Consider the following 25,633-nt stretch of genomic DNA (forward strand, 5'->3'; position numbering starts at 1 on the left):
CCGATCACAGCTCGGCCAGCAGGCAGGTCTCGACGGCGCCGTTGGCGCACAGCACGATGCCGGGCCGCTCGGCCCAGTCGAACCGCGCGGTGCAGCCGGCACCGACCCCGCCGAGCACGAACGGGCTGACCACCGCGTTCGCCGCGACCCGGGTGATCTCGCCGGTTTCGGCGAGCAGGTCCACCGGGTACGGCGCGGACCGCACGACCTGCTGCGCGATCGGATAGCCGGTGCGTACCCCCTCGTCGACCAGGCGGGCCCAGTCGTTCGGCTCGGTCCACGAGCCGAACGTCACCTCCCGTGCCGAGCACCCGGTCGCTCCCTTGAGGACGAACGACTCGCGGTGCTCGATCAGCAGCCGGGGCAGCTCGTACCGCCGGCCCCGCCAGGTGACGGGGCGGTCGCCGACGACACGGCTCCACGGGACGTACCGCGCGACGAGGTCGCGGTCGGCGGCGCCCATCCACGGCGCGCCCTCGGACAGGCGGGCGAGCACCTTCTTCGTGTGCAACAGCCGGGACGTCTGCGACGGGATCATGCGGAACCCGGCGTCCAGCGCCCGCCGCGCCGGCCTGATGTCGTGCCCGACCGTACGCATGTCGTCCAGGTCGAAACCGCGCAGTCCCACCGGGTACCGGAGCGCGCCGGGGTGGCCGAGCGTGTCGAGCAGGTCGGCGACCTGGACGTGTTTCGCCTCGATCCCGTGGGTCCGCAGTCCGTCCAGCCACATCCGCACGCTGCGGCCGGTGGCGAGCACGGTGCCGTCCCCGACGTCGTCCACGACCACGATTCCGGGCGGTACGCCGAACTCGGCGCAGGTGCGTTCGACCAGCGCCGCGAGGCGTGCCCACGGGTCCACCCCGAGGTACGCGGGGCGGCCGGCCAGCGCGGTGATCCGGCGCCACGCCTGCTGATGCGCGTGGCAGTCCGGCATGCCGCCGAACGCGCCGGAGACGTTGAACTCCACGAACCTCGGTCCGTCCGGCCCGATGACCACGTCCGCCCGGCCCATGTCGGCGCAGTGCCGCAGCTCGAAGTCCTCGTCCGCGGTGAACAGCGGCGTGTCCGCCGGGTCGATGCCGAGCGCGGCGATCCGCCCGGCCCGGTCCGGTGCCGCGTGCAGCACCGCCCGCCGGATCAGCGCGAGCAGGTCGGTCGCCGCGCGCAGCAGCTCGCGGAACTCCGCCACCGGCAGCAGCAGCGGCTGCAACGCCACCGGGTACGCCGGAAGCGGACGCAGCCCGCGCGTCTCCTCGACCACGATCTCGGCGATCCGGCCCGGCGCGACGCCGGTCTCCGGTGGCTCCCGGTACCGGTCGAACCATCGTGCCGTGCGCGTCGCGGTCATCGGCCAACCTCCGGGGTGCGCGGTGGGATCTCGTGTCGTGGCGGCGGTCAGCGCGCGAAGAACTCGTCCAGGGCGAGCGACCGGATCTCGTCGATGCCCTCGTGCGTACGGGCCAGGTCGAGCCGGGGCGGACGCGTCTCGTCGTGGAAGTACACGGCGCGCAGACGGTCCCGACCGGCGATCTCCACGACCGGGTTCGCGACGAGGAAGTCCCGCACCGCGGGGGTGTCGCGGCGTGCGTGCCACCACAGCCGGTGCGCGCCCAGGTGGGTCGGCCCGAGTACGGCGCGCGACGCGAGCTTTCGTTTCCGCTGGAAGATGCCCTGGCTGAGGAACGGCTCGATACCGCCGAAGTCGACGGTCCGCGCGCCGAAGCCGTGCGCCCACTCCAGCAGCAGGAAGTCCAGCACCCGCGACGCCCCGTCCCGGTAGTGCTCGTCGCTGCCGTCCAGCACGCCGAACAGGCGCAGCGTCAGCCGGCCGCGACGGGCGTCCCACCGGTCCAGCGAGCCGGCGACACGTTCGCCGTCGCGGGTCAGGAACGCCAGGACGCCGTGCCCGAACAGCGCCTCCCGGGCCAGGTCCACCGGCTCGCAACGGGCCCGGTCACCGTGCCGCCCGCGCATCGTCGGCAGGTACATCCGGTGGTAGAAGTGCTCGAACGAGGCGCTGTCGGCGGCGATCTCCAGCCCCCAGCGCGCCCGCCGCCGCGCCGACCTCACCCAGCGGCGTTCCGATTCGGAGACGGTACCCAGCCACTGGTCCAGGCCGCCGCCGAGGTACGCGAGCAGGTGCAGACGGAACGGCAACACCAGCGCGGACCGTGCGGGCAGCGCCGCCGCCTGCGCCGCGGAGCAGCCGACCGCGACGAGGTCGGCGGGGCGGGGCAGCCGGCCGCGCAGCACGGCGGCCCGGTCGACGCGTTCGGTAATCCGGTCGATGGTGCCGCCGCCGAGCGCCTCCCGCCGCTGCTCCAGCAGTTGGTGGATCTTCACGACACCGTCCGGCACGCCCGCGTACGCGATGGTCGGGGTGCCGGGCCTCGCTGTCGACGTGACGGCCACCCAGGGATGTACGTGGGCGGCGAGCCACGAGTGCGCGGCGACGACCCGGCGGTCCGTGCCGGACGCCCACTGGTACCGCAGCCGCCGCCGCGCCGCGTTCAGCACACCGTCACCGTCCTCACGAGACCGTCACGCGCGGCTCGGCCCGCCCCGGCGTACGCAGTGCCCACCGGCCGACCGCCGGTGTCGGCGATCCGGCGGCCAGGAACACGAACCCCAGCGCGAACCACCCGGCCACGCCCCAGTCGACCAGCAGGAGGCCGAGCAGCGCCGGCGCGAGCATCACCGCCGCCGCGGACGCCGCCGTGAACACCGACTGGTACTCGGCGTGCGCGTCCCGCGGCGTCAGGCCGGTTGAGACGCCCCAGCCGCCTGCGGTGAACAGCAGTTCGCCGACCACCTGCACGACGCACGCGACGAGCAGCAGGACCACCACGGGTACGCCGGAGCCGCCTCGGGTCGCCGCGAACAGCACGCAGGACGCCGCGAGCGCCGCAGCGCTCACCGCGATGAGCCGGGTGGACCGGGCGACGCTGGTGGCGGCCCGTGCCACCCGCCTCTGGCACAGCAGGATCGCCGCGGCGTTGACGGCCACGAGCGCGCCGAGCACGGTGGGCGGGGCGGCGGTGTGCGTCGTGACCCACAGCGGTACGCCGACGTCTGCGACCCCCCACACCAGCGCGAGCACCCCGCACAACGCGGCGATGGCGAGGAACCGCCGGTCCCGCAGCACCAGGCTGCGCCGCCGCACGCCGAGGTCGGTGAGCGACGTGAGGTGCGGGACCCGCAGCGTGGCCAGCCCGGAGGCCACGCAGCCCGCGGCGTACAGACCGAGGACGGTGAGGTAGGCGGCACGGCTGTGCGCGGCGAGCGCGATCGCCCCCAGCCCGGATCCGGCGAGGAACCCGGCATGCGCGACGACCTGGCCGGACGAGATCGCGTCGAGCGGCTTCCCCTTGTCCGCCAGCGCGGTCAGCACCGCGATCCGTACCCCCGGGGCGGACCGCTGCGCCAGCGCCACCACGCAGGTGACGAGCAGGAAGCTCCACCAGTCGCGCACCAGCGCGTACCCGAGTACGGCGACGCCCTGCGCCAGGTCGAGACAGACCAGCGTCTCCCGGACGCCGAACCGGGCGGCCCAGTGCCCCACCGGAATGCCGAGCAGCACGCTGCCCAGTCCGCCGACCGTCACCCCGAACGCGAACACCGTCGGCGACAGCCCGACCGACCGGGTGAAGTACACCGCCCAACAGGTCATCCAGCCGCCGGATCCGACCGCGAGCACGAGCGTGCCGAGGTTCATCCATCCCAGTGGTCCACGTAAGGCGGGCAGGTCGGCCCTCACTCACCGCACCGCCTCGCGTTCCAGCGCCGCGTACGCGATCGTGGCCAGGTCGTCGACGTCGGCGGCGGTGTGCACGTGCTCGGCCGGGATCGGGGTGAAGTCGGCGACGCCGTAACTGCCGGAACCGTGCACCAGGACGTCCGGTTCACGGACCAGGTCACGGTCGATCGCGTTGAGGATCCCGGTCAGCGCCATCACCAGCGACCACTCCCGCAGGTCGGCCGGTTCGGCGGGGAGCAGGTATCCGGTCGGCGCCAGCATCTCGCGCAGCGCCGGGTAGCGGTGGAGGCACTCGTACCGCGAGACGACGATGCCGTCGCCGCCCTGTTTGCCGATCAGCGCGTTCATCTCCGGCGAGGTGGCCGGGTTCCGCGTGTAGAACGTCGGGTCCAGGTTCTCCGTGACCGAGGCGGTCACGGACGGGAAGCGCGGGTCGTCGTCCTGGTGGTAGTGGCCGGTCGCCGCGTCGAACCGGTACGTCGGCATCGCCTCCCGCGCGGTCGACCCGAATCGCAGGCTCAGCACCATGTCCGCGGTGTCCAGATGCTGTACCAGCAGGTACCGGGGAGGTGTCGGGGTGTGGCCGGCGGCGGCCAGTCGGCGCACCCCGAGGTCGTGGCCGAGCAGGCCGAACGCGCTGGACACCGCGTGCACGTGCAGCCGCGCCTCGGCCGCCGGCAGGTGGTCGTGCTCGACCAGCGCGCGCACCGTGTCCGCGACCCGGTAGTTGGCCAGGTCCAGCGTGTACCAGAGCCGTACGCCGTGCTTCTCGCGCAGGTCCGCGGCGTACCGGTCGACCATCGAACGGGCCAGCACCTTGACCCGGTCGGTGTCGGCGCCCGGGTACACCGCGACCGGGTTGGCGCGCCGGGCCGCGTCGTCCTCGTCCAGCGGCGACGCCCACATCTTGCCCCAGGACGCCGCGGGCACCACCACCATGACCGACAGCTCGTCGGGCGTGGCCAGACCGGTGCGGTGCGCGGTCAGCACCGCGTCACGCAGCGCCGTCGCCTTGTTGCCGGACGACGGCGTCACGATCATGACACGCTCCCCGGTGCGCCGGACGTGCTCGGCCGCGCGGGCGACGATCAGCAGCGACGGGAACGTCTTCGTGGTTCGGGTGCGCGCGTTGCGCATCAGGTCCAACAGGCGCAGCCGCCGGCCGTGGTACTCGCCGAGGTCGGCGACGGCGATGTCGGACGCCGCGAGGTACGCGGTGAGCGCGGGGCCGGGTGCGGGCAGATACCGGCCGACGTCGTTTCCGCCGACCGCGCTGGAATTGCGCTGCATTTCGGCGAAAGCGCCGCGCACCTGGTCGTTGTAACGGGCGAGTGCATTTTCCACGACGAGCGGGTCTGTGTTCGCGGAGCGCACGTCTCCCCCTTCTTCCCGCGGCACGTGGCCGCGGTGCCCGAACCACACTGGCGATTTCGCCCCATCGTCCGCAAGGTCGGTTCGGGACGCTAGGCCGATCGGTAAAACAGTGTCAAGTCTTTGCAACAGTGTGGCCGGTTCTTTGTGTTGGCCGTCGAAGAGCGTGCTAATACTGGGATCCGGCGCCCCCGTAAGCGTTCTCGTTGCATCGTGGACAGGCCGCCGACAAATGTGACTGCGAACCATGATCCGCGCTTTCGGCGGGAGTCGGCACCACTGTCTCGACGACGTGCATGACTGACGGATGACCTGGGAGAACGCGCCCTTTGGTCGCCGCGCCAACGCGTTTTTTGATCGCGTTCGTAACGGTGAGTGCGGCACGGTGGGTCGACGGGATCTCGATATCGGGAGATGGTCATGAGGGTGCCGGAGTCAGCTCGGATCGGACGTTTCTGCTGGAATCCGACGTACGCGTGCCCGCTGCGGTGTATCCACTGCTACACCGAGTCCGGGCGGCGTGCGGCTCAAATGCTGCGCGAGCCGGAAATGCGTCGCGTGGTGCAGGCGATCATCGATGCCCGGCCGAAGCGCGTGTCGGTCGGCGGTGGGGAGCCGCTGCTGGTGCCGTGGTGGGAGAAAATGTTCGGGCTGTTCAAATCGGCCGGCATTCCGCTGACCGTGTTCACCAGCGGCTGGCTGTTCGACGACGAGGCGGCCGAGAAGCTGGCGTCGCTGGTCGCCACCACGACGGTCAGCGTCGACGGGCCGAACGCCGCGGTGCACGACTTGGTGCGCGGCCGGGCCGGCTCGTTCGACCGGGCGATGGCCGCGCTGGAGCGGCTGACCCGGGTCCGGCGGGAACGCACCGCGCGCGGCGAGGAGTCCTGCACCGTCGCCCTCGACTACACGGTGACCCGCAGCGGCCTGCCCGGCATCGACGACTTCGTGGCCGAGGCGTCGGCCCGGCTGCCCGGACTGGACTCCATCACGTTCGGCGCGGCGATGCCGATCGGTGTCGCCCAGGAGTCGGGGTTCGTCGAACACGAGCTGCTGTCCGACGACGAGCTCGTCGGTCTGGTCGAGGCCGAGTCCCGGCTCGCCGCCCGCGCCGTCAACGGTGTCCGCGTCACCGTCACCGACGCCCGCTTCTTCCTGCCCAACTCCCCGCTGTACGACCGGGGCGCCGAGATCGCCACGATCGAGCCGGACGGCTCGCTGCGCGCGCACGGCGCGTACGAGGCGAAGGTCGGCAGCCTGCTCGACGAGCCGGTCGACGTGCTGTGGAGCCGGGCGCTGGAGTGGCGCAACGACCCGTACGTGCGGGAGCGGACACACTCGATCCACAGCCTCGCCGACTGGGCACGCGCGTCGAGCGAACTCGACCGGCGGTACGGTTCGGACGCCGACAAGAAGCGGATAGCCCGCCGCGACGGCGCGAAGCGGGTCATGCTGCCCGACCCGACGGTACGACGGACCGGCTGAGTGCGGCCGGTCGGCTCAGCCGGTGGCCGGATCCGCGGGCCGGGTGGGACCGCCGGGTGCGAGGTCCGTCCAGGTGCGCTCGATGTGGTCCAGGCACACGTCCCGGGGTGCGGCCGGGTGCGCCTCGTGCCATCCGTCGGGCACCGGGGCGAAGGTGGGCCACAGGGCGTGCTGGTTCTGGTCGTTGACCACGACGAGGAAGGTGCCGTCCGGGTCGTCGAAGGGGTTCACGTCTTCCTGCCGATCTCTGCGGGGTCGGGGCGGAGAAGCCGGTCCGGCGGCCGTGGGGCTTGGCCTGGACGGCTCAGCGTGGCGGGGTCGTCTCCGGCGCGCCGGTGTCGGCACAGGTGGCGGCGGGGGTCCTGTCCTTGGCGAGGAAGATGGTCTGCGCCATCATCCGGTAGCCCGACATCCCCTCCCGCAGGGTCTCGATGGACTCCTCCGGGTGCACCGAGTCGATGACCGCGTTCGGGCCGACCGCGTTGAACTGGTGTGAGACTCCGCGTGGTATCTGCATGTCCACCCAGGAGTTGGGCGGCACGATCACGTTGTGCCGCTCGCGCCGCACCCCGTCGGGGGTGCCGGGCAGGTCGTCGGCGAAGCATGACAGCGGTGCGAAGCGTCCCGTCGGGGGGCGGACGGTGATCGGCGACAGGCTGGACACGCGGATCGTGGTGTCCGGGCCGGTCATCATCCGCACGAACCGCAGCCCGGTGTGCAGGTGCATGCGCGAACAGATGTCGCGTGCGGCGGTGTCGTAGAAGTCCATGAGGTAGCGGTCGGCGAAGAAGCCCGGGAAGGGCGGCTCCAGCATGAAGACGTCGCCCTCCTCGAAGACCTGCGCCCGCTTCAGCTCGCCCGTCGGTGCGGGTCGCTCCCCCTCCTCCCGGTGGGCCGCCCGGACCAGGCCGGACAGAGCGTCGACAACGGTCAGGGCGGTCTCCGGGGGCAGTTGCACCACCGGGGTGAGCCGGTTGCGGTCGGGGTCCCGGTGGCCTCGGACGTCGAGGATCTCGTCCTCGTGGTCGGGCGACCGCTTCATCCGGCCGATGGTCTCGGCGGGCTGCGTCATCCTGTCGCTCCCAGGTGCTCGTTCGGTCCGGAACCGGGGTGGCGCGCCCAGAGCACGCCGCCCACGTCGTGTCGCCCGGCGCGGAGCACCGAGCAGCCGGTCAGGGATGTGCCACCGTCCCGCTGCCGGGACAGCCACTCCCAGCGGTCCGTTCCCCCGCTGCCGGGGACGTCGAGGAAGGACAGCAGCGGGCCCAGCGGCCGGGCGGGGCCGCCCGGTGCGGGCCCGTGCGGGAGGAGGACGAGTGCGCCGCCGTCGAGGCGGGTCTCGACACCCCACGGCACCGGCCCCTCCTCGACGCCGTGCCGGGCGGCCAGCTCCGCGGCCAGCTCCCCGTGCACCGAGAGCGGCCACGCGGCGAGCAGCTTCGCACGCCACCGCGCCTTGGCGCGGGCGAGTTCCGCGTCGCCGGGGGCGTGCCAGTGCTCGCGCAGGAAGTCGTAGGCGGCCAGGACGGTGTCGTCCCCGATCCCGGTGTGCCGGGCGGCGGTGTGTTCGGCGAGGGACCGCAGGGCCGGATCGTCCGCCCCGGAGTCCAGGAGGTGGCGTGCGGTGGCCGCGGCGTGGCGCAGCAGTCGGTCGTACCGTGCGGGCGCCAAGCGGCGGGCGGCCAGCGGCCGGCTCATCGCCCGGCGTTGCGGCTTTCCGGTGGCGGTCGCCCGGTATCCGCCGAACTGGACGACCACGGGCCGCAGCGGCGATCGCTCGTACAGGGTGCGGACCTCGGGCACCGGCTGTTCCGTCGCGACGAGGGCGACGTCGTCGCCGAGCGTGGGCTCGTCCACCGCGACCGCCGCGAACCGGCCGGTGAGGCCCGCCCGGCGCCAGCCGTGCTCGATGTCGAGGGGGTGGTGCTTCTCCCCGCCTCGGTTGATGCGCTCGCCCGCGCGGCCCCGCAGGACGAGGAGTCCGTCCCGGAGCTCGCCCAGGTCGCCGGTGCGCAGCCAGCCATCGTCGGTGACGGTGGCGGCGGTGTTGCGCGGGTCCTGCCAGTAGCCAGTCATCAGGTCAGGCGTTCTGATCCAGACCTCGCCGGATTCCAGGTGGAGTTCGGTACCGGGCAGTGGTACGCCCACCGGGGGCGTCCGCTCCAGGTAGTGGGTGCGGAAGTCGGTGTCGTCGAGCAGCGGCATGGTGAAGCTGAAGTTGACCGCCTCCGTCAGGCCGTAGCCCTGACGCAGCCTCGGGCCGTAGCGGGAGTGGAAGCGGCGGGCCAGGTCGGCGGTGAGCGGGGCCGCGGCGGTGATCAGGTAGTCCAGCCCGTCGGGCCACGCGGGAGCGGCCTCGACCAGGTCCGCGAGGAGGGCCGGGACGATGGAGGCCGTCCGGGCGCCGGAGGCGTCCAGCGCGGCGAAGTAGCCGGCCGGGTCGAAGGCGGGGTGCAGCGTGAGCGGCGTACCGGTGAGGTGGGTGCCGAGCAGTGACATGACCAGTGCGTTGCAGTGGTACAGCGGCAGGCAGGTGCCGTGCGGGCGGTCCGGTGTGATGCCGTGCAGGTCCGCTGTGCGGCGTGCGTTGCCGATGACCGCCCGGCGGCTGAGCACGACCCCTTTCTGCGGACCGGTGGAGCCGGAGGTGAACATGATGAGCGCCGGGGCTTCGGGCGTCTGGTGCGCGTCGGGCAGTCCGGTTCCGGTGCGCCGGACTCCGTGGACGTCCACGACGGCCGCGGCGGCGACCCGGGCGGCGCCGGCGGCGAGGTCCGCGTCCGCGGCCCGCGGGTGCAGCGGGACGGCGACGAGTCCCCGGTCGAAGCAGCCGAGCAGGAGGTCCGCGAGTCGGCGGCCGCCCGGAAGCCTGATCACCACCCGTGCTCCTGCGGGCAGTTCGTCGAGTGCGGCGCTGTCCGCCTCGTACGTCGCGTCCTCGGTGGCGGTCAACGGGCCCTCCCGAGGGCTTCGGTGAGCTGGACGCCGACGGCGTCCACGTGCTGGGGCCGCATCACTTCGTGGTGCCCTGCGTCGACGTGTCCGACGGTCAGCTCGCCGCCGGCGTACGGCCGCCACAGTTCGGGCGTGGGCGCCGCACGCCGAGGCTCGCCGGCGGCCTCGATGTAGGTGGTGTCGCCCGCGTAGCGCGGGGGGCGGTAGGCGCGCAGCAGAGCGTCGTTGTGCCGGGAGACGGCGATGACGCGGGCGATGTCGTCCTCGGTGAGGCGGGCGAAGAGGCTGCCCTCGCGGCGCAGCAGTGCCGACACGGTGGTGAAGTCGAGGGTCTCCTGGGCGAGGCGGTCGTCGTCGAACCCGGCGGCCGTCAGCAGCACCCGGTGCACGTGGTGCTCGTCGATGGGCTCGGCGGGCCCGGCCCCGGTGGCGGCGACGGCGTCGACCAGGAACAGCGTCCCTTCGGGCTCGCCGAGTTCCCGCAGCCGGACGGCCATGGCGTGCGCCACCAGTCCGCCGAAGGACCAACCGACCAGGTGGTACGGGCCGGACGGGCGGACCGTGCGCAGCAGTCGCAGGTAGCGCTCGGCCATCTCCTCGATCGTGCCGGGCAGGTCCGCCACTCCCCCGGGGCCCTCGGCCTGGATGCCGTGGACCGGGTGGTGGCGGCCGACGTGCCGCAGCAGGCCGGCGTAACTCCAGCTCATACCGCTCAGCGGGTGGACACAGAACACCGGAGCGGCCGCTCCGGTGGCCCGGAAGGGCACGAGGTGTGCGGGGGCGGACGCGGTCGGCGGCCCGTCGAGCAATCGGCTCAGGGCCGCCGGGGTGGGGGCCTCGAAGACGTTCCGGAGGGCGGGTGCGAGGCCGAGGACGGCGCGTACCCGCTCGGTCAGCCGGGCGGCGAGCAGCGAATGGCCGCCCATTTCGAAGAAGTTGTCCTCGGGGCCGACCCTCGGTACGTCGAGCACCTCGGCGAACTGGCGGCACATCAGGTCCTCACGGAGGTCGCGCGGCGGCTCGGCGTCGGTGGCGGCCGCCCAGTCGGGCTCGGGCAGCCGGTCGCGCAGCAGCTTTCCGTTGACGCCGAGGGGCAGCCGGTCCAGGGCGAGCAGCCGGGCGGGCACCATGTAGTCCGGCAGGTGCCGGGTCAGGTGCGCCCTGACCGCACCCAGGTCCGCGCCTTTCGGGGTGACGTAGCCGACGAGCCGACGGTCGTCGGCGCTGCGGTCGTGCACGGCGGCTGCGGCGGCCGTGACCTCCGGGTGCCCACCCAGCACGGCTTCGACCTCGCCGAGTTCGACGCGGTGACCGCGGATCTTCACCTGGTCGTCGGTCCGGCCGTGGAAGCGGAGCACCCCGTCTCGGCTCCACGACGCGAGGTCGCCGGTGCGGTACATCCGCCGGCCGGCCGGTCCGAAGGGGTCCGGCAGGAAGCGGGCGGCCGTCAGTTCGGGGCGGCCGAGGTAGCCGGTCGCCAGGCCCGTGCCGGCCAGGTACAGCTCGCCTCTCGTGCCCGGGGGGACGGGGCGCAGCCGGTCGTCGAGGACGTAAGCGCGGGTGTTGCGCAGCGGCCGGCCGAGCGGCACGGTGCCGTCGGTCCGCGCGCCGACCGGGTGGGTGGCGGACCAGACGGTGGTCTCGGTCGGGCCGTAGCAGGCGAGCAGCGACGTGGTGGCGGCGGCCAGTTCCCCGGCGAGTTCCGCGGGGACCGCCTCGCCGCCGACGACGGCGCGTATGTGGCGCAGTTGTCGCGGTCGTCGTGCCACGAGCGTCCGCCAGAGCGACGGGGTCGCCTGCATCACGGTGACGCGGTGCCGGTCGAGCAGCGCGCAGAGCTGGTCGGGGTCGCGCAGCGCGTTCTGGTCGGCGAGGACCATGGCGCCGCCGGTGATCAGCGGCAGGTACAGCTCGGGCTTGCACATGTCGAAGCCGACGGGTGCGGAGGCCAGCATCCGGTCGTCGGGGCCGACCGCGAGCTGCTCGCGCAGCGCGAGCAGCAGGTTCACCAGCGCGGCCCGTGGCACGACGACGCCCTTGGGCCGCCCGGTGGAGCCCGAGGTGTACGTGACGTACGCGGTGTCCGGTGGCACCGGCAGCGGCTCGGCCGCCCCGGTCGTGACCACGGGTTCGGCGGCGGGTCCGGTGGCGTCGCGCACCACGAGGAGGGGTCGGGCGTCGGCCAGGAGCGCCGTGACGCGCTCGGCCGGCAGGGTGGGGTCGACGGGCAGGTAGGCGGCGCCGGTCGCCTGGACGGCGAGGAGGGTGGCGGGCAGGTCGGGGCCTCGGCGCAGCACCACGGCGACCAGGGCGCCGGGGCCCGCGCCGTGCGCGCGGAGTTCCCCGGCGAGGTGTTCCGCCCGCTCGGACAGGTCCCGGTGGCTGAGCACGGTGTCGCCGTACAGGACGGCGGGTGCCTCCGGGGTGCGGTGTGCCTGGGCCGCCACGAGCGCCGCCACGGTGGTGTCGGGCGTCTCGCGGTCGGTGCCGCTCCCCCGTCCGGTCAGCCGCTCGTGCTCGCCGGCGACGAGCACCGGCAAGTCGGCGACGGGGAGTTGAGGATCGGCCACGGCCGCGCGGAGCAGCCTCTCCAGGCGGGCGAGCATCAGGCGGGCGGACGCGGGCGTGAACAGTTCGGTGTCGTACTCCAGAAGACCCTCGATCCCGGCCTCAGCACCGTGGTCCGTGTAGTGCTGCCGCATGCTCCACAGCAGGTCCATCCGGGAGGCGCCGCCGTGCACGGCGACCGGTTCCGTCCGCAGGCCCGGCAGGTCGAACTCGGCCGCCGGGGTGTCCTGGAACGCCAGCATCACCTGGAAGAGGGGGTGGGCGGCGAGGGAGCGCGGCGGGTTGACGGCCTCGACCACCCGCTCGAAGGGGACCTCCTGGTGCGCGAAGGCGTCGAGGTCGGTGGCGCGTACCCGCTGGAGGAGTTCGGCGAACGTCGGCGCGCCGCTCAGGTCGGTGCGCAGCACCACGGTGTTGACGAAGCAGCCCACGGCGTCGTGCAGCGCGGCGTCGTGCCGTCCTGCGACGGGTGTGCCGACGGGGATGTCATCACCCGCCCCGAGCCGGTGCAGCAGTGCGGCGACCGCGGTGTGCACCACCATGAACAGGCTGGTCCGGGTGGTCGCGGCGAGCCGGTTCAGGCGGGCGTGCAGCGCGGCGTCGAGGGTGAAGGGGACGGTCTCCCCGCGGTGTGCGGAGACCGGCGGCCGGGGATGGTCCAGCGGCAGCCGCAGCACTTCGGGGGCGCCGTGCAGGGTCCGCGTCCAGTGGTCGACGCCGGTGTCCGGGTCGCGGTCGAGCAGGCGGAGCGTGTAGTCCGCGTAACTCACGGGTGTGCTCGTCCACTGCGGGGCGTCGCCGGCGGCACGGGCCCGGTAGGCGGTGGACAGGTCACGGGCCAGCGGACCGAGCGACCAGCCGTCGGCGGCGATGTGGTGCAGCAGGAGCAGGAGTACGTGGTGCTCGGGTGCGGTCTCGTGGAGCACGGCGCGGACCGGGAGTTCTGTCTCCAGGTCGAAGACGTGCGCGGACGCGGCGGCGAGCAGTCCGGGCAGCTCCGCCTCCGAGGTGACCACCGTCTCGAACGGCAGGCCGTCGGCGTCGTGGATCCGCTGGTACGGCTCGCCGTGGTGTTCCACCACGGTGGTGCGCAGGCTCTCGTGCCTGTGCAGCAGGTCGCCGAGGGCGGCCCGCAGGGGTTCCACCCGCAGCGGCCCGGTGAACCGGACGGCGAAGGACATGTTGTACACGGAGTTGGGGCCGGCGAACCGGTCGAAGAACCACAGCCGCCGCTGCGCGGGCGAGAGCGGTACGCGCTCCGGTCGCGGGGCGGCGGCCGCCGGGGCGGGAGCCACGGCAGCGCCCTCCGGGAGGTGGCGTGCCAGGTCGGCGACGACCGGGGCGTCGAACAGGGTGCGGATGCTCAGCTCGCGGCCGGTCTCCGCGCGCAGCCGGTTGATCAGACGGGTGGCGAGCAGCGAGTGTCCGCCGAGGTCGAAGAAGTTGTCCTCGGCGCCGACCTCGGCCAGTCCCAGGGTCTCGGCGAACAGGTCGCACAGCAGCCGTTCTCGCGGGTTCTCCGGCCCGCGGCTCACCAGCAGCGCGGTCTCCGGACGCGGCAGGGCGGCGCGGTCCAGCTTGCCGTTCCCGGTCAGCGGGATCTCGTCCACAGGGACGACGAAGGCGGGCACCATGTGCGCGGGCAGCACCGTGCGGGCGTGGGCGCGCAGTTCCGCGGCCGACAGCGCCTCGGCCGGGCCGGTCCCGGCCGGGCGCGTGGCCGGGACGGCGTAGCAGAGCAGGCGGCCGCCGTCGGCGCCGGTGTCGGCGAGCACCACGGCCCGGTCCACGGCCGGGTGCTGTTCGATGACGCGCTCGATCTCGCCGGGCTCGATCCGGTAACCGCGGATCTTCACCTGCTGGTCGATCCGTCCGAGGTACTCCAGCGTGCCGTCCGGCCGCTGCCGCGCGAGGTCCCCGGAGCGGTACATCCGGGTGCCGGGCGCGCCGAACGGGTCGGGGACGAACCGGCTCGCGGTGAGCGCCGGCCGGTCCAGATAGCCGCGGGTCACGCCGGGGCCGGACACGTGGATCTCGCCGGGGCAGCCCGGCGGCACCGGTCGTAGCGCGTGGTCCAGCAGCCGCAGGCGGAGGTCGGGCAGCGCGGTGCCGACGACGCTCGCGGTCTCATCGGGGTCGGTCAGCTCGGTGTACGTCGCGTGGACGGTGGTCTCGGTGATCCCGTACATGTTGACCAGGGCGGGCCGGCCGGGGCCGTGCCAGGAACGGACGCGGGACGGTTCCAGCGCCTCCCCCGCGCATACGATCACCCGCAGGTCGGGCAGCGCCTCCGCGCCGGCCTCCTCCTCGGCCCGGAGGAGCTGGTAGAACGCCGAGGGAGTCTGGTTCAGGGCGGTGACCCGCTCCCGGCGCAGCAGCGCCAGGAGATCCCTGGGCGAGCGGGCCACGTCGTCCGGCACCACCACCAGCCGCCCGCCGCGGCCGAGAGCGGTCCACATCTCCCAGACGGAGACGTCGAAGGCGTAGGAGTGGAACAGGGCGTGTACGTCGGCGTCGAACCGGAACCACTCGTCGGTCGCGGCCAGCAGCCGTACGACGTTGTGGTGGGTGACCAGGACGCCCTTGGGCCGGCCGGTGGAACCGGAGGTGTAGATGACGTAGGCGACCGCCTCGGGGTCCACGGTCACGGCGGGCGGGTGCGCCGGGTGGGTGGCGGCCGTGTCGGGGCCGTCGAGGAGGATCTGCGGGTGCGGGACCGGCAGCGGGGCGCCGGTCACGACGAGCACGGGGCCGGCTTCGGCGAGCACCCCCCGGATGCGCTCCTCGGGGTACGCCGGGTCCAGGGGCAGATAGCCCGCGCCCGACTTCAGCACCGCCAGGATCGCGACGACGAGGTCCGCCGAACGCTCCAGCACCAGGCCGACCAGGCGCTCCGGTCCCGCGCCGCGCTCGATCAGGAGGTGGGCGAGACGGTTGGCGCGCGCGTCGACTTCCGCGTAGGACAGGGTGGTGTCGCCGTGGGTGAGGGCCGGGGCTGCCGGCCGGCGGCGCACCTGCGCGGCGAACAGGGCGGTCAGCGTGGCCGGCCCGGTGTCCCGGTCCGGGGCGGGGGCGGGGGCTTCGAGGTCGGCGCGCTCGTCGGGCAGCAGCAGGCCGACGCGTCCCAGCGGTGCCGCCGGGTCGTCGGTCATCCGGTCGAGGACGGCGCGCAGGCGGTCGAGCAGACGGCCGGCCGCGTCGCCGTCGAAGAGGTCGGTGCTGTAGTCGAGTTGGAGCCGCAGCCGGTCGCCGGGCACGGCGATCAGGGTCAGCGGGTAGTGGGTGCCGTCGCGGCCCTGGACCTCCCGCAGCTCCAGGTCGGGTACCAGGGTGGCCAGTTCCTCGTCGTCGACCGGATAGTTCTCGAAGACGACGACGGTGTCGAAGAGTTCGGCGTGCCCGGTGACCGTTTGCAGGGTCGTCAGGTCGGCGTGCTGGTGGTCGAGCATGGACAGTTGCTGGGCCCGCAGGTCCGCCAGGCAGTCGGCGACCGGCCGGCGTGGGTCGAGGCGGACCCGGACCGGCACGGTGTTGATCAGCAGGCCGACGATCCGCTCCGCGCCGGGCAGTTCGGCCGGCCGGCCGGAGACCGTGGCGCCGAACACCACGTCGTCCCGGCCGGTCAGGGCGCCGAGCAGGACCGCCCAGGCCAGTCGCACGACGACGCTGGTCGTCAGGCCGCCTTCCCGCGCCAGGGCCTCGACGCGGGCGGTGGACTCGGGGTCCAGCTCGGCGGTCGTGCGGCGACGTGCCCCGGTCGCGCCGCGCCGCCCGGGGCCGCCGACCAGGGTCGGGCCGTCCACGGACGCCAGCAGCGCGCGCCAGGCCGACTCGTCCGCGCGGGCGTCCCTCGTGGCCAGCCAGTCGAGGAAGTCGCGGTACGGCGTGGCGGGCGGCAGCGGGTGACCGGCGTAGAGCGAGAACAGTTCGCGGACGAGGATGGGCATGGACCAGCCGTCGACCAGGAGGTGGTGCGTGGTCAGGACGAAGGTGTGCCGGTCGGCGGAGCCGCGCAGCAGCGCGGCGCGCATCAGTGGGGGGTCGGCGAGGTCGAAGCGGCGCCGGCGGTCGGCGGCGAGGAAGTCCTCCAGGTCCTCCGGTGCGGGCGTCTCGCGCCACTCCACGGCGGCGCCCGGTACCACCACCTGGACGGGCCGGCCCGACGCACCGGGCCGGACACCGGCGGAGAGCTGCGGGTGGCGGCGCAGCAGGCGGTGCAGCGCGTCCCGCAACGCGTCGCCGTCCAGTGTCCCGCCGAGGTCGAAGACGAACTGGACGAGGTAGGGGTCCACCCCGTCGTGGTCGTAGAGCGAGTGGAAGAGCAGGCCCTGGGCCAGCGGCGGCAGCGGCAGTTCACCGGTGGCGCGGGACCGGGCCCGGTCGACCAGCGCGCCCAGGACGTCGAACCACCGCTCGGCCAGGCCGGCGACGCGCGTCCCGTCGAGCAGGCCGCCGGGCCAGGACCAGTGGGCGACCAGTTCGGGGCCGTCCGGGCGGTCGGTGATCAGCGTGTCCAGCTCGACGGCGTGGCTCATGGCCGGCCCGGCCGCGGTGGTCGGGCCGTCATCCGAGGGGGTCCCGGCAGCGGTCACGTCGGCCAGCACCGACCAGGGGCCGTCGCCGCCGACGCCGAAGCGGCCCAGGTAGTTGAAGGCGAACTGCGGCGTGGGGCGGGCGGCGAGGACGGGAGCGCTCTGCGGGTTGAGATGGCGCAGCAGACCGTGGGTCAGTCCCGCGCGGCCGGAGTCACGGATGCGGGAGCGCACCTGGGCGACCGCGCCGTCCAGGGCGATCGGGTCGGTCCGCGCCTCGGCCCAGGAGCAGCCGGGGTCGAGTACCACGGGATACAGGGTGGTGAACCAGCCGACCGTACGGGACAGGTCGAGGTTGTCCGCGAACTCCTCACGTCCGTGGCCCTCCAGGTCCACGAGAAGCGCGTCCGGGCCGCCCCGCCAATCGGCGGCGGCCAGGGCGAACGCGGTGAGCAGCAGATCCTGCACCGAGCAGTCGAAAGCCGCGGTCGCGTCGCTCAGCAGGCGCGCGGTGAGCGCGCCGGGCAGGGTGGCGGTGTGGCGGCGCCGGGTGTCCTCGGTGTCCGACGCGGGATCCAGGGGGCGCGCGGCGACCGGTGGTTCCACGGCCTCCGGCCGCTCGTGGGAGAACGCGTGCAGCACGGCCGGGTGATGGGCGTACCCCACCAGCGCCTTCGCCCACTGCGCGAAGGACGTCCCGGTCGGTTGCAGCGTCGGGGTCCGGCCGCGGCGTACCGCGTCCCAGGCGGTGTCGAGGTCGTCCCGGAGGATGCGCCAGGAGACGCCGTCGACCCCGAGGTGGTGCACTGTGAGGGTCAGCGCGCCCGCCGTCCCGGGTCCGGGGTCCGACCAGCGTGCGTGCACCATCCGGCCGCGCTCCGGGTCGGTCGGCGGGCCCGGCCGGTTCAGCTCGACCGGCACGGTGGGCAGCACCTCCAGCGACCAGATGGGGCCCGTGACGGTCAGGGAGAGCCGCAGCATGGGGTGGTGGTCGACGAGGGCCTGCACCACCGCGCGGACCTGCTCCTCGGTGATGCCCACCGGGGTGCGTACGGTCAGGGACTGGACGAACCCGTGGAGTGTGCCGCCGCGTTCGCGCAGCCAGTGCATGACGGGCGTCAGCGGCAACGCGGAGTCGTCCGCGTCGTCCAGCGCGATCCGGTGCGCGGGGGGCCTGTCGTCCGCGAGTGCGGCGGCGAGTCCGGCGACGGTGGGGGTGCGGAAGACGTCCGGGGTGGTGATCGCCAGACCGGCGCGCTGTGCCGCCGCCGCGAGCTGGATCGCCTGGATGCTGTCCCCGCCGAGCCGGAAGAAGTCCTGGTCGAGGGGGACGTCGGGCACACCGAGCAGCTCGCCCACCAGCTCGGCGAGCAGCTTCTCGGCGGGTGTGCGCGGGGCCGCGCCCCTTCCGGCGCCGCGCGCGGCGACCGCGGACTCCGGCGCGGGCAGCGCGGCCCGGTCCAGCTTGCCGTTGCGGGTCAGGGGCAGCCGGTCCACGGCCACCACTGCGGTCGGCAGCATGTAAGCGGGCAGCCGGTCCCGCGCCCGGTCGAGCAGCGCCGCCGTGTCGAGGCCGTCCGCCGCACCGCCGGCCGCGGTCACGTAGGAGACGAGCCGCCGCCCTTCCGGGCGCTCCTGTGTGACGGTCGCGGCCTGCCGGACCCGCGGGTCGGCGCGTAGCACGGCGTCGATCTCGCCCGTCTCGATCCGGTGACCGCGCAGCTTGACCTGTCCGTCGGCACGACCGGCGAACTCCAGCCGACCGTCCGCACTCCACCGGGCCAGGTCGCCCGTGCGGTAGACGCGCGCCCCCGGCGGCCCCGACGGGTCGGGGACGAAGCGCTCCGCGGTCGCGCCCGGGCGCCCGACGTAACCGCGGGCCACTCCCGCTCCCCCGAGATACAGCTCCCCCACCGACCCCGGCGGCACGGGCCGCAACGCGTCGTCGAGAAGCAGCACCCGCTTGCCGTCCAGCGGGCCGCCGATGGGGACGGACGCGGCGTCCGCCGTCAGTTCCGGGACCGCGTACCGGGTCGCGAAGACCGTGGTCTCGGTGGGCCCGTAGCCGTTGACGACGGTGAGTCCCGGCAGCGCCTGCCGCACCGCGCGGACGGCGTCCGGGGACACCACATCCCCTCCGGTCCACACCTGGCGAACACCGGCCAGGCAGGCCGGGTCCTCGGCGGCGATGGCGTGGAAGAGGCCCGCGGTCAGCCACAGCCCGGTCACCCCGGTCTCCGCCACGGTCCGGGCCAGTTCGGCCGGGCCGAGATGTCCCGGTGCGGCGACGACCACCTCACCGCCGGTCAGGAGCGGCACCCAAAGCTCCAGGTTGAACGCGTCGAAGGCGTGCGGCGAGTGCAGCAGGACCCTGTCCGCGCCGCCCTCGGACCACCAGCGGTCGGCGGCGAGCCCGGCCAGGGCGCCCTGGGTGATGCCGACCCCTTTGGGCCGGCCCGTGGAACCGGACGTGAACATCACGCAGGCGAGAGCGTCCGGTGACGCCCCGGCCCCGGCGGGCGGATCACCGGCGGCCGCGTCGGAGTCGGCTCGCACGTCCAGCAGGCGCAGACCGCGGTCGCGGGCGTACGTCACGATGGCGTCGCCCCCGGTGTGCCGGTCGGTGACCAGCAGCCGCGCGTCCGCGTCGGACAGGACGGTCTCCTGCCGGGGCGACGCGTCGTCCCGGTGCAGGGGTACGTACGCCGCGCCCGCCCGCACCACGGCGAGAGCGGCGACGACCAGATCCACCGAGCGTTCCAGAAGCAGGGCGACAGTGCGCTCCGGCCCCGCACCGGCGGCGACGAGCGCACCCGCCAACCCGGCGGCACGCCCGTCGAGTTCGCGGTAGGTCAGCCGCTCACCCGTTCCGGCACAGCGCACCGCGAAGGCGTCCGGGGTACGGCGTACCCGGTCCGCGAACCGGTCGACGGCGGTGTCGGCGGGTGCGGCCGAGGTGGGCGCGCCCGTGCCCAGGGCGACGAGACGGCGGCGCTCCCCCGTGGTGGTGGTCGCGACTCGCGCCAGGGGCGTGTCGCGTTCGGCCCGCGCCACCTGCCGCAGCACGTGCGGGAAGCGGTCGGCGACGCCTCGCAGGAGGTCCTCGCCGTGGTTGGCGGGGTTGGCGTCGAAGGCCAGGCGCAGTTCGCCGTCACCGCGGTCGTGCGCGAAGAATGAGAGGTCCTCGGCCGGCGGCGCCTGGAGGTTGCGGACGATCGCGGTGACCGAACCGAAGCGCAGCGGCCGGTCGAACCGCTGGATGTTGAGGACCGGCCCGAAGAACCGGCGGCCGTCGTCGGGACAGTCCACCTCCCGGCGCAGGCGCTCGCCCCGGTAGCGCTGGTGCCGGCGTACCGCCCGCAGTTCTTCGGCCACTTCGTCGAGCAAGCAGCCGATGGACGCGGCCGGGTCGACGCGGAGCCGCAGCGGCAGGACGTTGGCCGTCATCGCCGGGACGCGGCGGACGAGTTCGGCGGACCGGCCGGCGACCGGCAGGCTCAGGACGACGTCCCGGTCACCGGTCATCGCGTGCGACTGGATCGCGGTGGCCGCGGTGAACAACCGGGTCCAGCGGTGCCCGAGCCGCCGCGCGCCGTCCCTCAACTCGATGAACTCCGCCGCCGGCACGCCCCTGCTCGCGCGCAGCGACCGGTCCGACGCCGCCGCCGGGCCCGCTCCGAGCGTCGGGAAGTGCGACCGGCCCGCCAACCGCTCCCTCCATCGGGCGCCGTCCGCGTCGTGCTCGGCGGAACCGCGGTATGCCGTCTCGGCGTCGACCAGCGCCCGAAGCCCGCTCCAGCCGCTCTCCGGCACCGGGCTGCCCTCGTACAGATGGCTGTAGACCTCAGCGGCCCGTTCGGCGAACAGGGCCATGCCCGCCCCGTCGAGGGCGATGTGATGGACCCGGTGGAACAGCAGAGTGCGGTCGTCGCCCACGCGCAGCACCGCGCCGGAGAACAACGGCCCCGCGTCGCAGCCTCCCGCCTCGGCCATGGCCGCCCGCATCCACTTCAGCGCCGCGGCATCCGGGTCGGGTGTCTCTCGCAGGTCGACCGTCTCGACGACGTGCTCGACATCGGCGACGAGCCACTGCACGGGGGTCGCCGATCCGGCCGTTCCGATACGGACGTTCACCGCCTCGCAGTCGGCGGCCGTCCTGGCGATCGCGGTCGCCAGGAGATCGACGGCGACCGGGCCGTCCAGCTCGAGGTACTCCGCCCACTGGTACGCGCCCGGCTCGCCGAACCCGCCGCGTTCGGCGAGCCATACTCCCAGCTGCGCGTCGGTGAGCGGCAGTTCAGCACGGTTGTCAGGCATATGAGCGAGCGTCCCCATCCGTCCCGTCGGCGGTATGCCGACGACTGCCGTCCGATGTGTCCGTGTCGGTCGAGAAACGATGCACACCATCGAAACACGGAAGGCAATGGATGAGTAAAGCGATGGCAATGTGAGAGATCTCACGATTAATCAGAGAATGGCAAAGACGCAGGTGAAGGGAGCCTTCGAAGACAGAAGGAGGAATTTCAGCCGCGCCCGGGGCCGCTTTACCTTCCTCGCTGGGAACTCGGCCAAAAAGTCCTTCCGGTGGCCGATTACTCTCTCTCGCCGACAAGGAACGCTTTCCGACCTCAGTTCGAGCAGGCCAGTTGGGCGGTGAGGGCGGCTTGGACAAAGGTGGTGATGCGGGTGCGTTTTCGGCAACAGGTCCTCGCTCAACTCGCCGACCACGCCCAGGTGAGCGACGACCGCACCGTGGTGGCCGCCCACGTTCACCCCACGCTGCCCTGCCGGAAGGGCCGGCCCAGACGTTGTTGCCTCAGTTGATGGAGGGCGAGGGACAACCTCCCGGGTGTTCGCCATCAACATGTTCCGCACCAAGACGCTGATGCCGATCGGATACGGTCTGTCCGGCTGGCCGGCCCAGTACTTCTCGGCTTCGACGTCATCGTCATCGGCCGGCTCACCGCGGCCGTCCTCATGGCCTCTCTGCTCGGCTCCCGCTCCATCCGAAGTGTGCACTGAACCAAGCGGGTACGGGCGCCGGGCCCATCCGCCTCCCACGACCGTTCGAAGGGATCGAACCAGTGAAGATCTCGTTGCTGGGGACAGGCGCCGTGTGTCATGTCCTCGCTCCCGCGTTCCTGGCCCTGGGCCACGAGGTGACCGTGGGAACCCGTAACCCTCGCTCAACACTGTCCACCAATCACGCCTACGGACGGCTGGCGGACCGCCACCCCTCATTGGAGTTGCGCACGTTCGAGGACTCGGTCCCGGGAGCCGAGCTGGTGGTGAACGCGATCGACGGGCCTTCCTGTGTCGCGGCGCTCACCCCGTTGGCCCCGCTCCTGGCCGGGCGCGTCGTCATGGACGTCTCCAGCCCCTATGACTGGTCCTACCCGGACGCCGTCCTGGACCCCGTCAACACGGACAGCCTCGGCGAGCGTCTCCAGCGAGCGCTGCCGGATGCCAAGGTGGTCAAAACCCTTAACACCCTGGCGGCCGAGGCCATGACGGCGGCGGCATCGATCGGTGACGGCGACCACACCGTGTTCGTCAGCGGGGACGACATCGCTGCCAAGGCCGTGGTGAGTGACCTGTTGCGGGCCCTGGGCTGGCGGGACGTCCTCGACCTCGGCGGCATCCGCACCGCCCGGGCGACGGAGATGATGCTGCGCATGTGGATCGATACCTCCGCCGCCGTACGCACACACATGTTCGGTTTCAAGATCGTCCGCTGAGGAAGCGGGTCCGCCTCAGCTCGCCGGCGCGTTGCCCGAACCCATCGTCTGACTTGGGCAGGCGATCCGGTCCAGGGACGTAGCGGCGGGTCGGAGCCGCGGGCGATGTTGTCGCTGCCCAGGTGCCGGGCGTAGCCGCCTGGGCGGGCCTCCTCGTCCCTCTTATCTGGGGCGGCGTCATGCTGCCGCAGTCCCTCATGGGCCCCCTGTTGGTGGATCACGGCTGGCATCTCGATCAATTGGGGCTGCTGACCTCCGTGTTGGGTGGCGGTTGCGGAATCGCCGGCGCGTCGGCTGCCGGACGGCTGGTCGGCAGGCTCGGACGTGGCCGAGTGCTGCTGGGTGCGTGTGCGGTGCGACTGGCCGCAACGGCGGCACTGATGGCGGCTGCGGCCGGGACCCCCGGTCCCACCGCCGTGGCAGTGGTCGCGGCTCTCGGCCTGGCACGCGGTGCGGTCAACACCGTCATCTTCACCGCGTTCATGGATTTCTGCCGACCGGAGACCGCGGGCAGTGACTTCACTCTGCTCTCGGTCTGGGGGTACGCGGTGGCCGCCGTCGTTCAGGCCGCGGGGCCGGCACTCGCGGGGGCCACCGGATATCCGACGGCCATCGCGGTGGCCGCGGTGATGACCGGCGTCGCACTGGTGTACCTGCGGATACCCGGTGCCTATGGCGCGATGACCGCGGTTCAAGCGGCGCCTGTGTCGAAATCCTCAGGAGGCGTGCGCCCCGAGCAGCCCCTCCAGGACGCGCGGTAGCGCCCAGGCGAAGTCATCCCGGAACGTCTCGGCCGCCTTCGCGGGGCCCGTCCCCCCATCCTCAGCGGCGATGTCGTGGACGGGATGGGCGTGGCCCACCGGATGCGCGTTGAGCAGATGGCCGAGCAGCAGATGCCACAGAACGCGGTAGGTGCGGGTTATCCCGGCCTGATCCGGGCCGCCCTCGCCCGAGTCGGCCCGAGCGAGGGCGGCCAACGCGTCGACTGCGCTCCGGGTGAAAGCCGCGGCGCTGTCCGCCACATGCTCGCCCTCGGCGATGATTCGGGCCGCCCAGAGATGTTGGGACAGATAGTCGTAGGCGTTCAGCCACTGGCCGATGACCCGTTCCCGGGGATCCGGGCCGTCCTTCGGGGGCGGGAGGTGGACGGCGACGTCGTCCGCCAGAAGCGTCAGCAGTTCATCGCGGTCGGCGATGTGGCGGTAGAGGGAAGCCTGCCCGGTGCCCAGTTCCTGCGCGACGCGACGCACGGTCAGCGCCTCCAGGCCCTCATCGTCGGCGATACGCCTCGCCGACGCGACGATGCGTGCGCGAGAAAGGACACGCGGTCTGCCAGGTGCACGTGCGTTCACGCGGCAACTCTACCCGGACGGCCGCGGCCAGGACTTGTGTTCGATCAGCGCAGGGTCCTATGCTCAATTAGCGACCATCGTTCGCAAACTAAGAGCCCCATCAGACTCCGAGGAGACTGTTGACTGCGCCCGCCTCTCGATCAGGTGCGAAACCTCTGGTCGCCCTGATCCTGGCCGTTCTGTCGTACTCTCTGGTGCAGACCATGCTGGTACCCACCCTCGGGAGCCTGCAGCGGGAACTCCGCACCACCCCCGCGGCCGCCTCTTGGGCGGTACTCAGCGCCACTCTGCTGACCAGCGCGATCCTCACCCCGCTCATCAGCCGTCTCGGTGACAGCCACGGCAAGCGCCGCGTGCTGGTGATCACCCTCCTGGTCCATCTGCTCGGCATCCTCGGCGCCGCCCTCGCCTGGAACATCGCCTCACTCATCGCGTTCCGGGCCGTTCAGGGAGTCAGCCTCGCGCTACTGCCGCTCGCCCTCGGGCTGATCCGCGAGGCGCTGCCCCCAGAGCGCGTAGCATTCGGGCTCGGGCTCACCTCGGGCCTGGTGGCCGGCGCCGCCGGTGCCGGGCTGCTGTGCGGCGGCCTGATCATCGACCATGCCTCATGGCGCTGGCTGTTCGCTGCCAGCGCCATCTTGGTCTCGGTAGCGCTGGCAGCGGTGTTGCGGTACGTGCCCGAAAGCCGGAAGGCCGCCCCGGCGCCGCTGGACGCCACCGGGGCCGTACTGCTCGGCCTCGGCCTGCTCTGTGTCCTGCTGGCCCTGACCGAGGGGCCTGCCTGGGGCTGGTCGTCCGGGCGGGTACTCGGCCTGTTCGTCGGCGGCGCGGTGGCCTCCGGGGTGTTTCTCTGGTGGGAGCGCCGTGTGCCATACCCGCTGATCGACCCCGACCTGCTATTGGGGCGCACGATCGCCCACATCCATCTGGGCGCCTTCCTGCTGGGCGCGACCCAGTTCGTCTTCTACGTCCTCATTCCCAAGCTCGCCGAGCTGCCAGTCGGGCTGCCACCGCGCTCGGCCCGCCTGGTGGATTACGGTTTCGGCGCCTCGGTCACCGTTGCCGGGCTCATCCTGCTGCCGGGCACACTGCTCGGCCTCCCGGCCAGCTCCACCATCGGGCGCGTCGAGACCCGACTGGGGCCGCGTGCGCCCCTCGCGCTCGGACTCGGAGTCAGCGCGGTCGGCGGGGCGCTGCTGGCACTCTTCCATGCGCACGAATGGCAGGCCGTGGTGTGTTATGCCGTCATAGGAACCGGATTCGGTTTCGCCATGGCAGCCCTGCCGAAACTCATTCACGATGTGACACCACCGACGGCGACAGCCACGGCAAACGGCATCAATACCGTGGCCCGTACCGTCGGTGGCGCCGTCGGCAGCCAGCTCGCCACCGCCATCCTGGCTTCTCGCACCATTTCCGGCACAAAACTTCCACAGCCCTCGGGGTTCACATCCGCCTTTTGGTCCGCCACAGCCATAGCGATGATCGGTACGCTCATCACGCTCATCGACAAAAATCATTCCGGCAGCAGTGCGAGCAAGGGCAGAAAGTTGCCCCTCGAACGGAAGTCCCAGTATTCGCCGAAGTCACATACCGGTGATCTGCCCTCCAGCATGGAGGAGACGCCTCTGGATTGCCCGGAAGCTCGATCTGGAACCACACGAGCTAGCCGACGTCGATGACCTCGTGGGCCTCGGCATGGATTCCGTCACCACGACGACGATGGTTGGGAGCCGGCGCCGGCGGGCGCGTCGGTCACTTGCCGCGACCTCGCCGTCAACCCGACCTTATCCGGCTGGTGGGCAGCATTGTCCACCCACACCGGGCCGTCGGAGCCGCAAGCCGAGACGGCAACGCTCATCGACCCAGAAGCCC

The 25,633-nt window shown here is 72.8% G+C and carries 13 protein-coding genes; 4 read left to right on the forward strand and 9 right to left on the reverse strand.

The window, feature by feature from the left end:
- Window positions 1–4 precede the first annotated feature (4 nt).
- The 4 genes from ACZ6TD_RS02185 to ACZ6TD_RS02200 are packed head-to-tail and all read right to left on the reverse strand — an operon-like array spanning window position 5 to window position 5,101.
- Window positions 5–1,348: a hypothetical protein gene (locus ACZ6TD_RS02185; RefSeq protein ID WP_471349579.1), complete on the reverse strand. Its 1,344-nt coding sequence runs from the start codon at window positions 1,346–1,348 to the stop codon at window positions 5–7.
- Between the two features lie 47 nt (window positions 1,349–1,395).
- On the reverse strand, window positions 1,396–2,517 hold the full coding sequence (locus ACZ6TD_RS02190) for a hypothetical protein (protein WP_471349582.1): 1,122 nt from the start codon (window positions 2,515–2,517) through the stop codon (window positions 1,396–1,398).
- Window positions 2,518–2,530: 13 nt separating this feature from the next.
- Window positions 2,531–3,715 carry an MFS transporter gene (locus tag ACZ6TD_RS02195; protein ID WP_471349585.1) on the reverse strand — a complete coding sequence of 395 codons (1,185 nt, stop codon included), beginning with the start codon at window positions 3,713–3,715 and terminating at the stop codon, window positions 2,531–2,533.
- A 42-nt stretch (window positions 3,716–3,757) separates the two neighbouring features.
- The gene (locus ACZ6TD_RS02200) at window positions 3,758–5,101 is read right to left on the reverse strand and encodes a DUF6002 family protein (protein WP_471349588.1); all 1,344 of its coding nucleotides are present in this window, start codon (window positions 5,099–5,101) and stop codon (window positions 3,758–3,760) included.
- Window positions 5,102–5,548: 447 nt separating this feature from the next.
- Here ACZ6TD_RS02200 and ACZ6TD_RS02205 point away from each other — a divergent pair, with 447 nt between their 5' ends.
- On the forward strand, window positions 5,549–6,613 hold the full coding sequence (locus tag ACZ6TD_RS02205) for a radical SAM protein (RefSeq protein WP_471349591.1): 1,065 nt from the start codon (window positions 5,549–5,551) through the stop codon (window positions 6,611–6,613).
- A gap of 15 nt (window positions 6,614–6,628) precedes the next feature.
- Here the strand turns inward: ACZ6TD_RS02205 and ACZ6TD_RS02210 are convergent, their stop codons facing one another.
- From ACZ6TD_RS02210 to ACZ6TD_RS02225, 4 genes are all read right to left on the reverse strand, one after another.
- Window positions 6,629–6,844 (reverse strand): MbtH family protein, encoded by a 216-nt coding sequence (locus ACZ6TD_RS02210; RefSeq protein ID WP_086883781.1) that lies wholly within the window; start codon window positions 6,842–6,844, stop codon window positions 6,629–6,631.
- Window positions 6,845–6,917: 73 nt separating this feature from the next.
- Window positions 6,918–7,685, reverse strand: a complete 768-nt coding sequence (locus tag ACZ6TD_RS02215) for a hypothetical protein (RefSeq protein WP_471349595.1) — start codon at window positions 7,683–7,685, stop codon at window positions 6,918–6,920.
- Window positions 7,682–9,565, reverse strand: coding sequence for a class I adenylate-forming enzyme family protein (locus ACZ6TD_RS02220; RefSeq protein WP_471349597.1), 1,884 nt, complete (start codon window positions 9,563–9,565; stop codon window positions 7,682–7,684). The genes ACZ6TD_RS02215 and ACZ6TD_RS02220 overlap by 4 nt, the downstream gene beginning before the upstream one ends.
- Window positions 9,562–20,985, reverse strand: a complete 11,424-nt coding sequence (locus ACZ6TD_RS02225) for an amino acid adenylation domain-containing protein (RefSeq protein WP_471349600.1) — start codon at window positions 20,983–20,985, stop codon at window positions 9,562–9,564. The genes ACZ6TD_RS02220 and ACZ6TD_RS02225 overlap by 4 nt, the downstream gene beginning before the upstream one ends.
- 767 nt (window positions 20,986–21,752) lie before the next feature.
- Between ACZ6TD_RS02225 and ACZ6TD_RS02230 the strand changes: the two genes are divergently transcribed.
- Together ACZ6TD_RS02230 and ACZ6TD_RS02235 are read left to right on the forward strand one after the other, a co-directional pair.
- Complete coding sequence (locus tag ACZ6TD_RS02230) at window positions 21,753–22,406, forward strand: NADPH-dependent F420 reductase (RefSeq protein ID WP_471349604.1); 654 nt, start codon at window positions 21,753–21,755, stop codon at window positions 22,404–22,406.
- Window positions 22,407–22,603: 197 nt separating this feature from the next.
- Window positions 22,604–23,167, forward strand: coding sequence for an MFS transporter (locus tag ACZ6TD_RS02235; RefSeq protein WP_471349606.1), 564 nt, complete (start codon window positions 22,604–22,606; stop codon window positions 23,165–23,167).
- Here ACZ6TD_RS02235 and ACZ6TD_RS02240 read toward each other — a convergent pair.
- On the reverse strand, window positions 23,123–23,758 hold the full coding sequence (locus ACZ6TD_RS02240; protein WP_471349609.1) for a TetR/AcrR family transcriptional regulator: 636 nt from the start codon (window positions 23,756–23,758) through the stop codon (window positions 23,123–23,125). The two genes, ACZ6TD_RS02235 and ACZ6TD_RS02240, sit on opposite strands and share 45 nt — an antisense overlap.
- Window positions 23,759–23,877: 119 nt before the next feature.
- Between ACZ6TD_RS02240 and ACZ6TD_RS02245 the strand changes: the two genes are divergently transcribed.
- Entirely contained in the window at window positions 23,878–25,440 is a 1,563-nt protein-coding gene (locus ACZ6TD_RS02245; RefSeq protein WP_471349613.1) for an MFS transporter, read from the forward strand.
- The last annotated feature ends 193 nt before the right edge of the window (window positions 25,441–25,633 follow it).

Source organism: Streptomyces yongxingensis (assembly GCF_055597465.1).

What these genes read in the sequence shown, in the direction of transcription:
- ACZ6TD_RS02205 (WP_471349591.1), top strand. Translation starts at nt 5,549, where the DNA reads ATGAGGGTGCCGGAGTCAGCTCGGATCGGACGTTTCTGCTGGAATCCG.
- ACZ6TD_RS02185 (WP_471349579.1), bottom strand. Translation starts at nt 1,348, where the DNA reads ATGACCGCGACGCGCACGGCACGATGGTTCGACCGGTACCGGGAGCCA.
- ACZ6TD_RS02215 (WP_471349595.1), bottom strand. Translation starts at nt 7,685, where the DNA reads ATGACGCAGCCCGCCGAGACCATCGGCCGGATGAAGCGGTCGCCCGAC.
- ACZ6TD_RS02235 (WP_471349606.1), top strand. Translation starts at nt 22,604, where the DNA reads ATGGGCCCCCTGTTGGTGGATCACGGCTGGCATCTCGATCAATTGGGG.
- ACZ6TD_RS02225 (WP_471349600.1), bottom strand. Translation starts at nt 20,985, where the DNA reads ATGCCTGACAACCGTGCTGAACTGCCGCTCACCGACGCGCAGCTGGGA.
- ACZ6TD_RS02195 (WP_471349585.1), bottom strand. Translation starts at nt 3,715, where the DNA reads ATGAACCTCGGCACGCTCGTGCTCGCGGTCGGATCCGGCGGCTGGATG.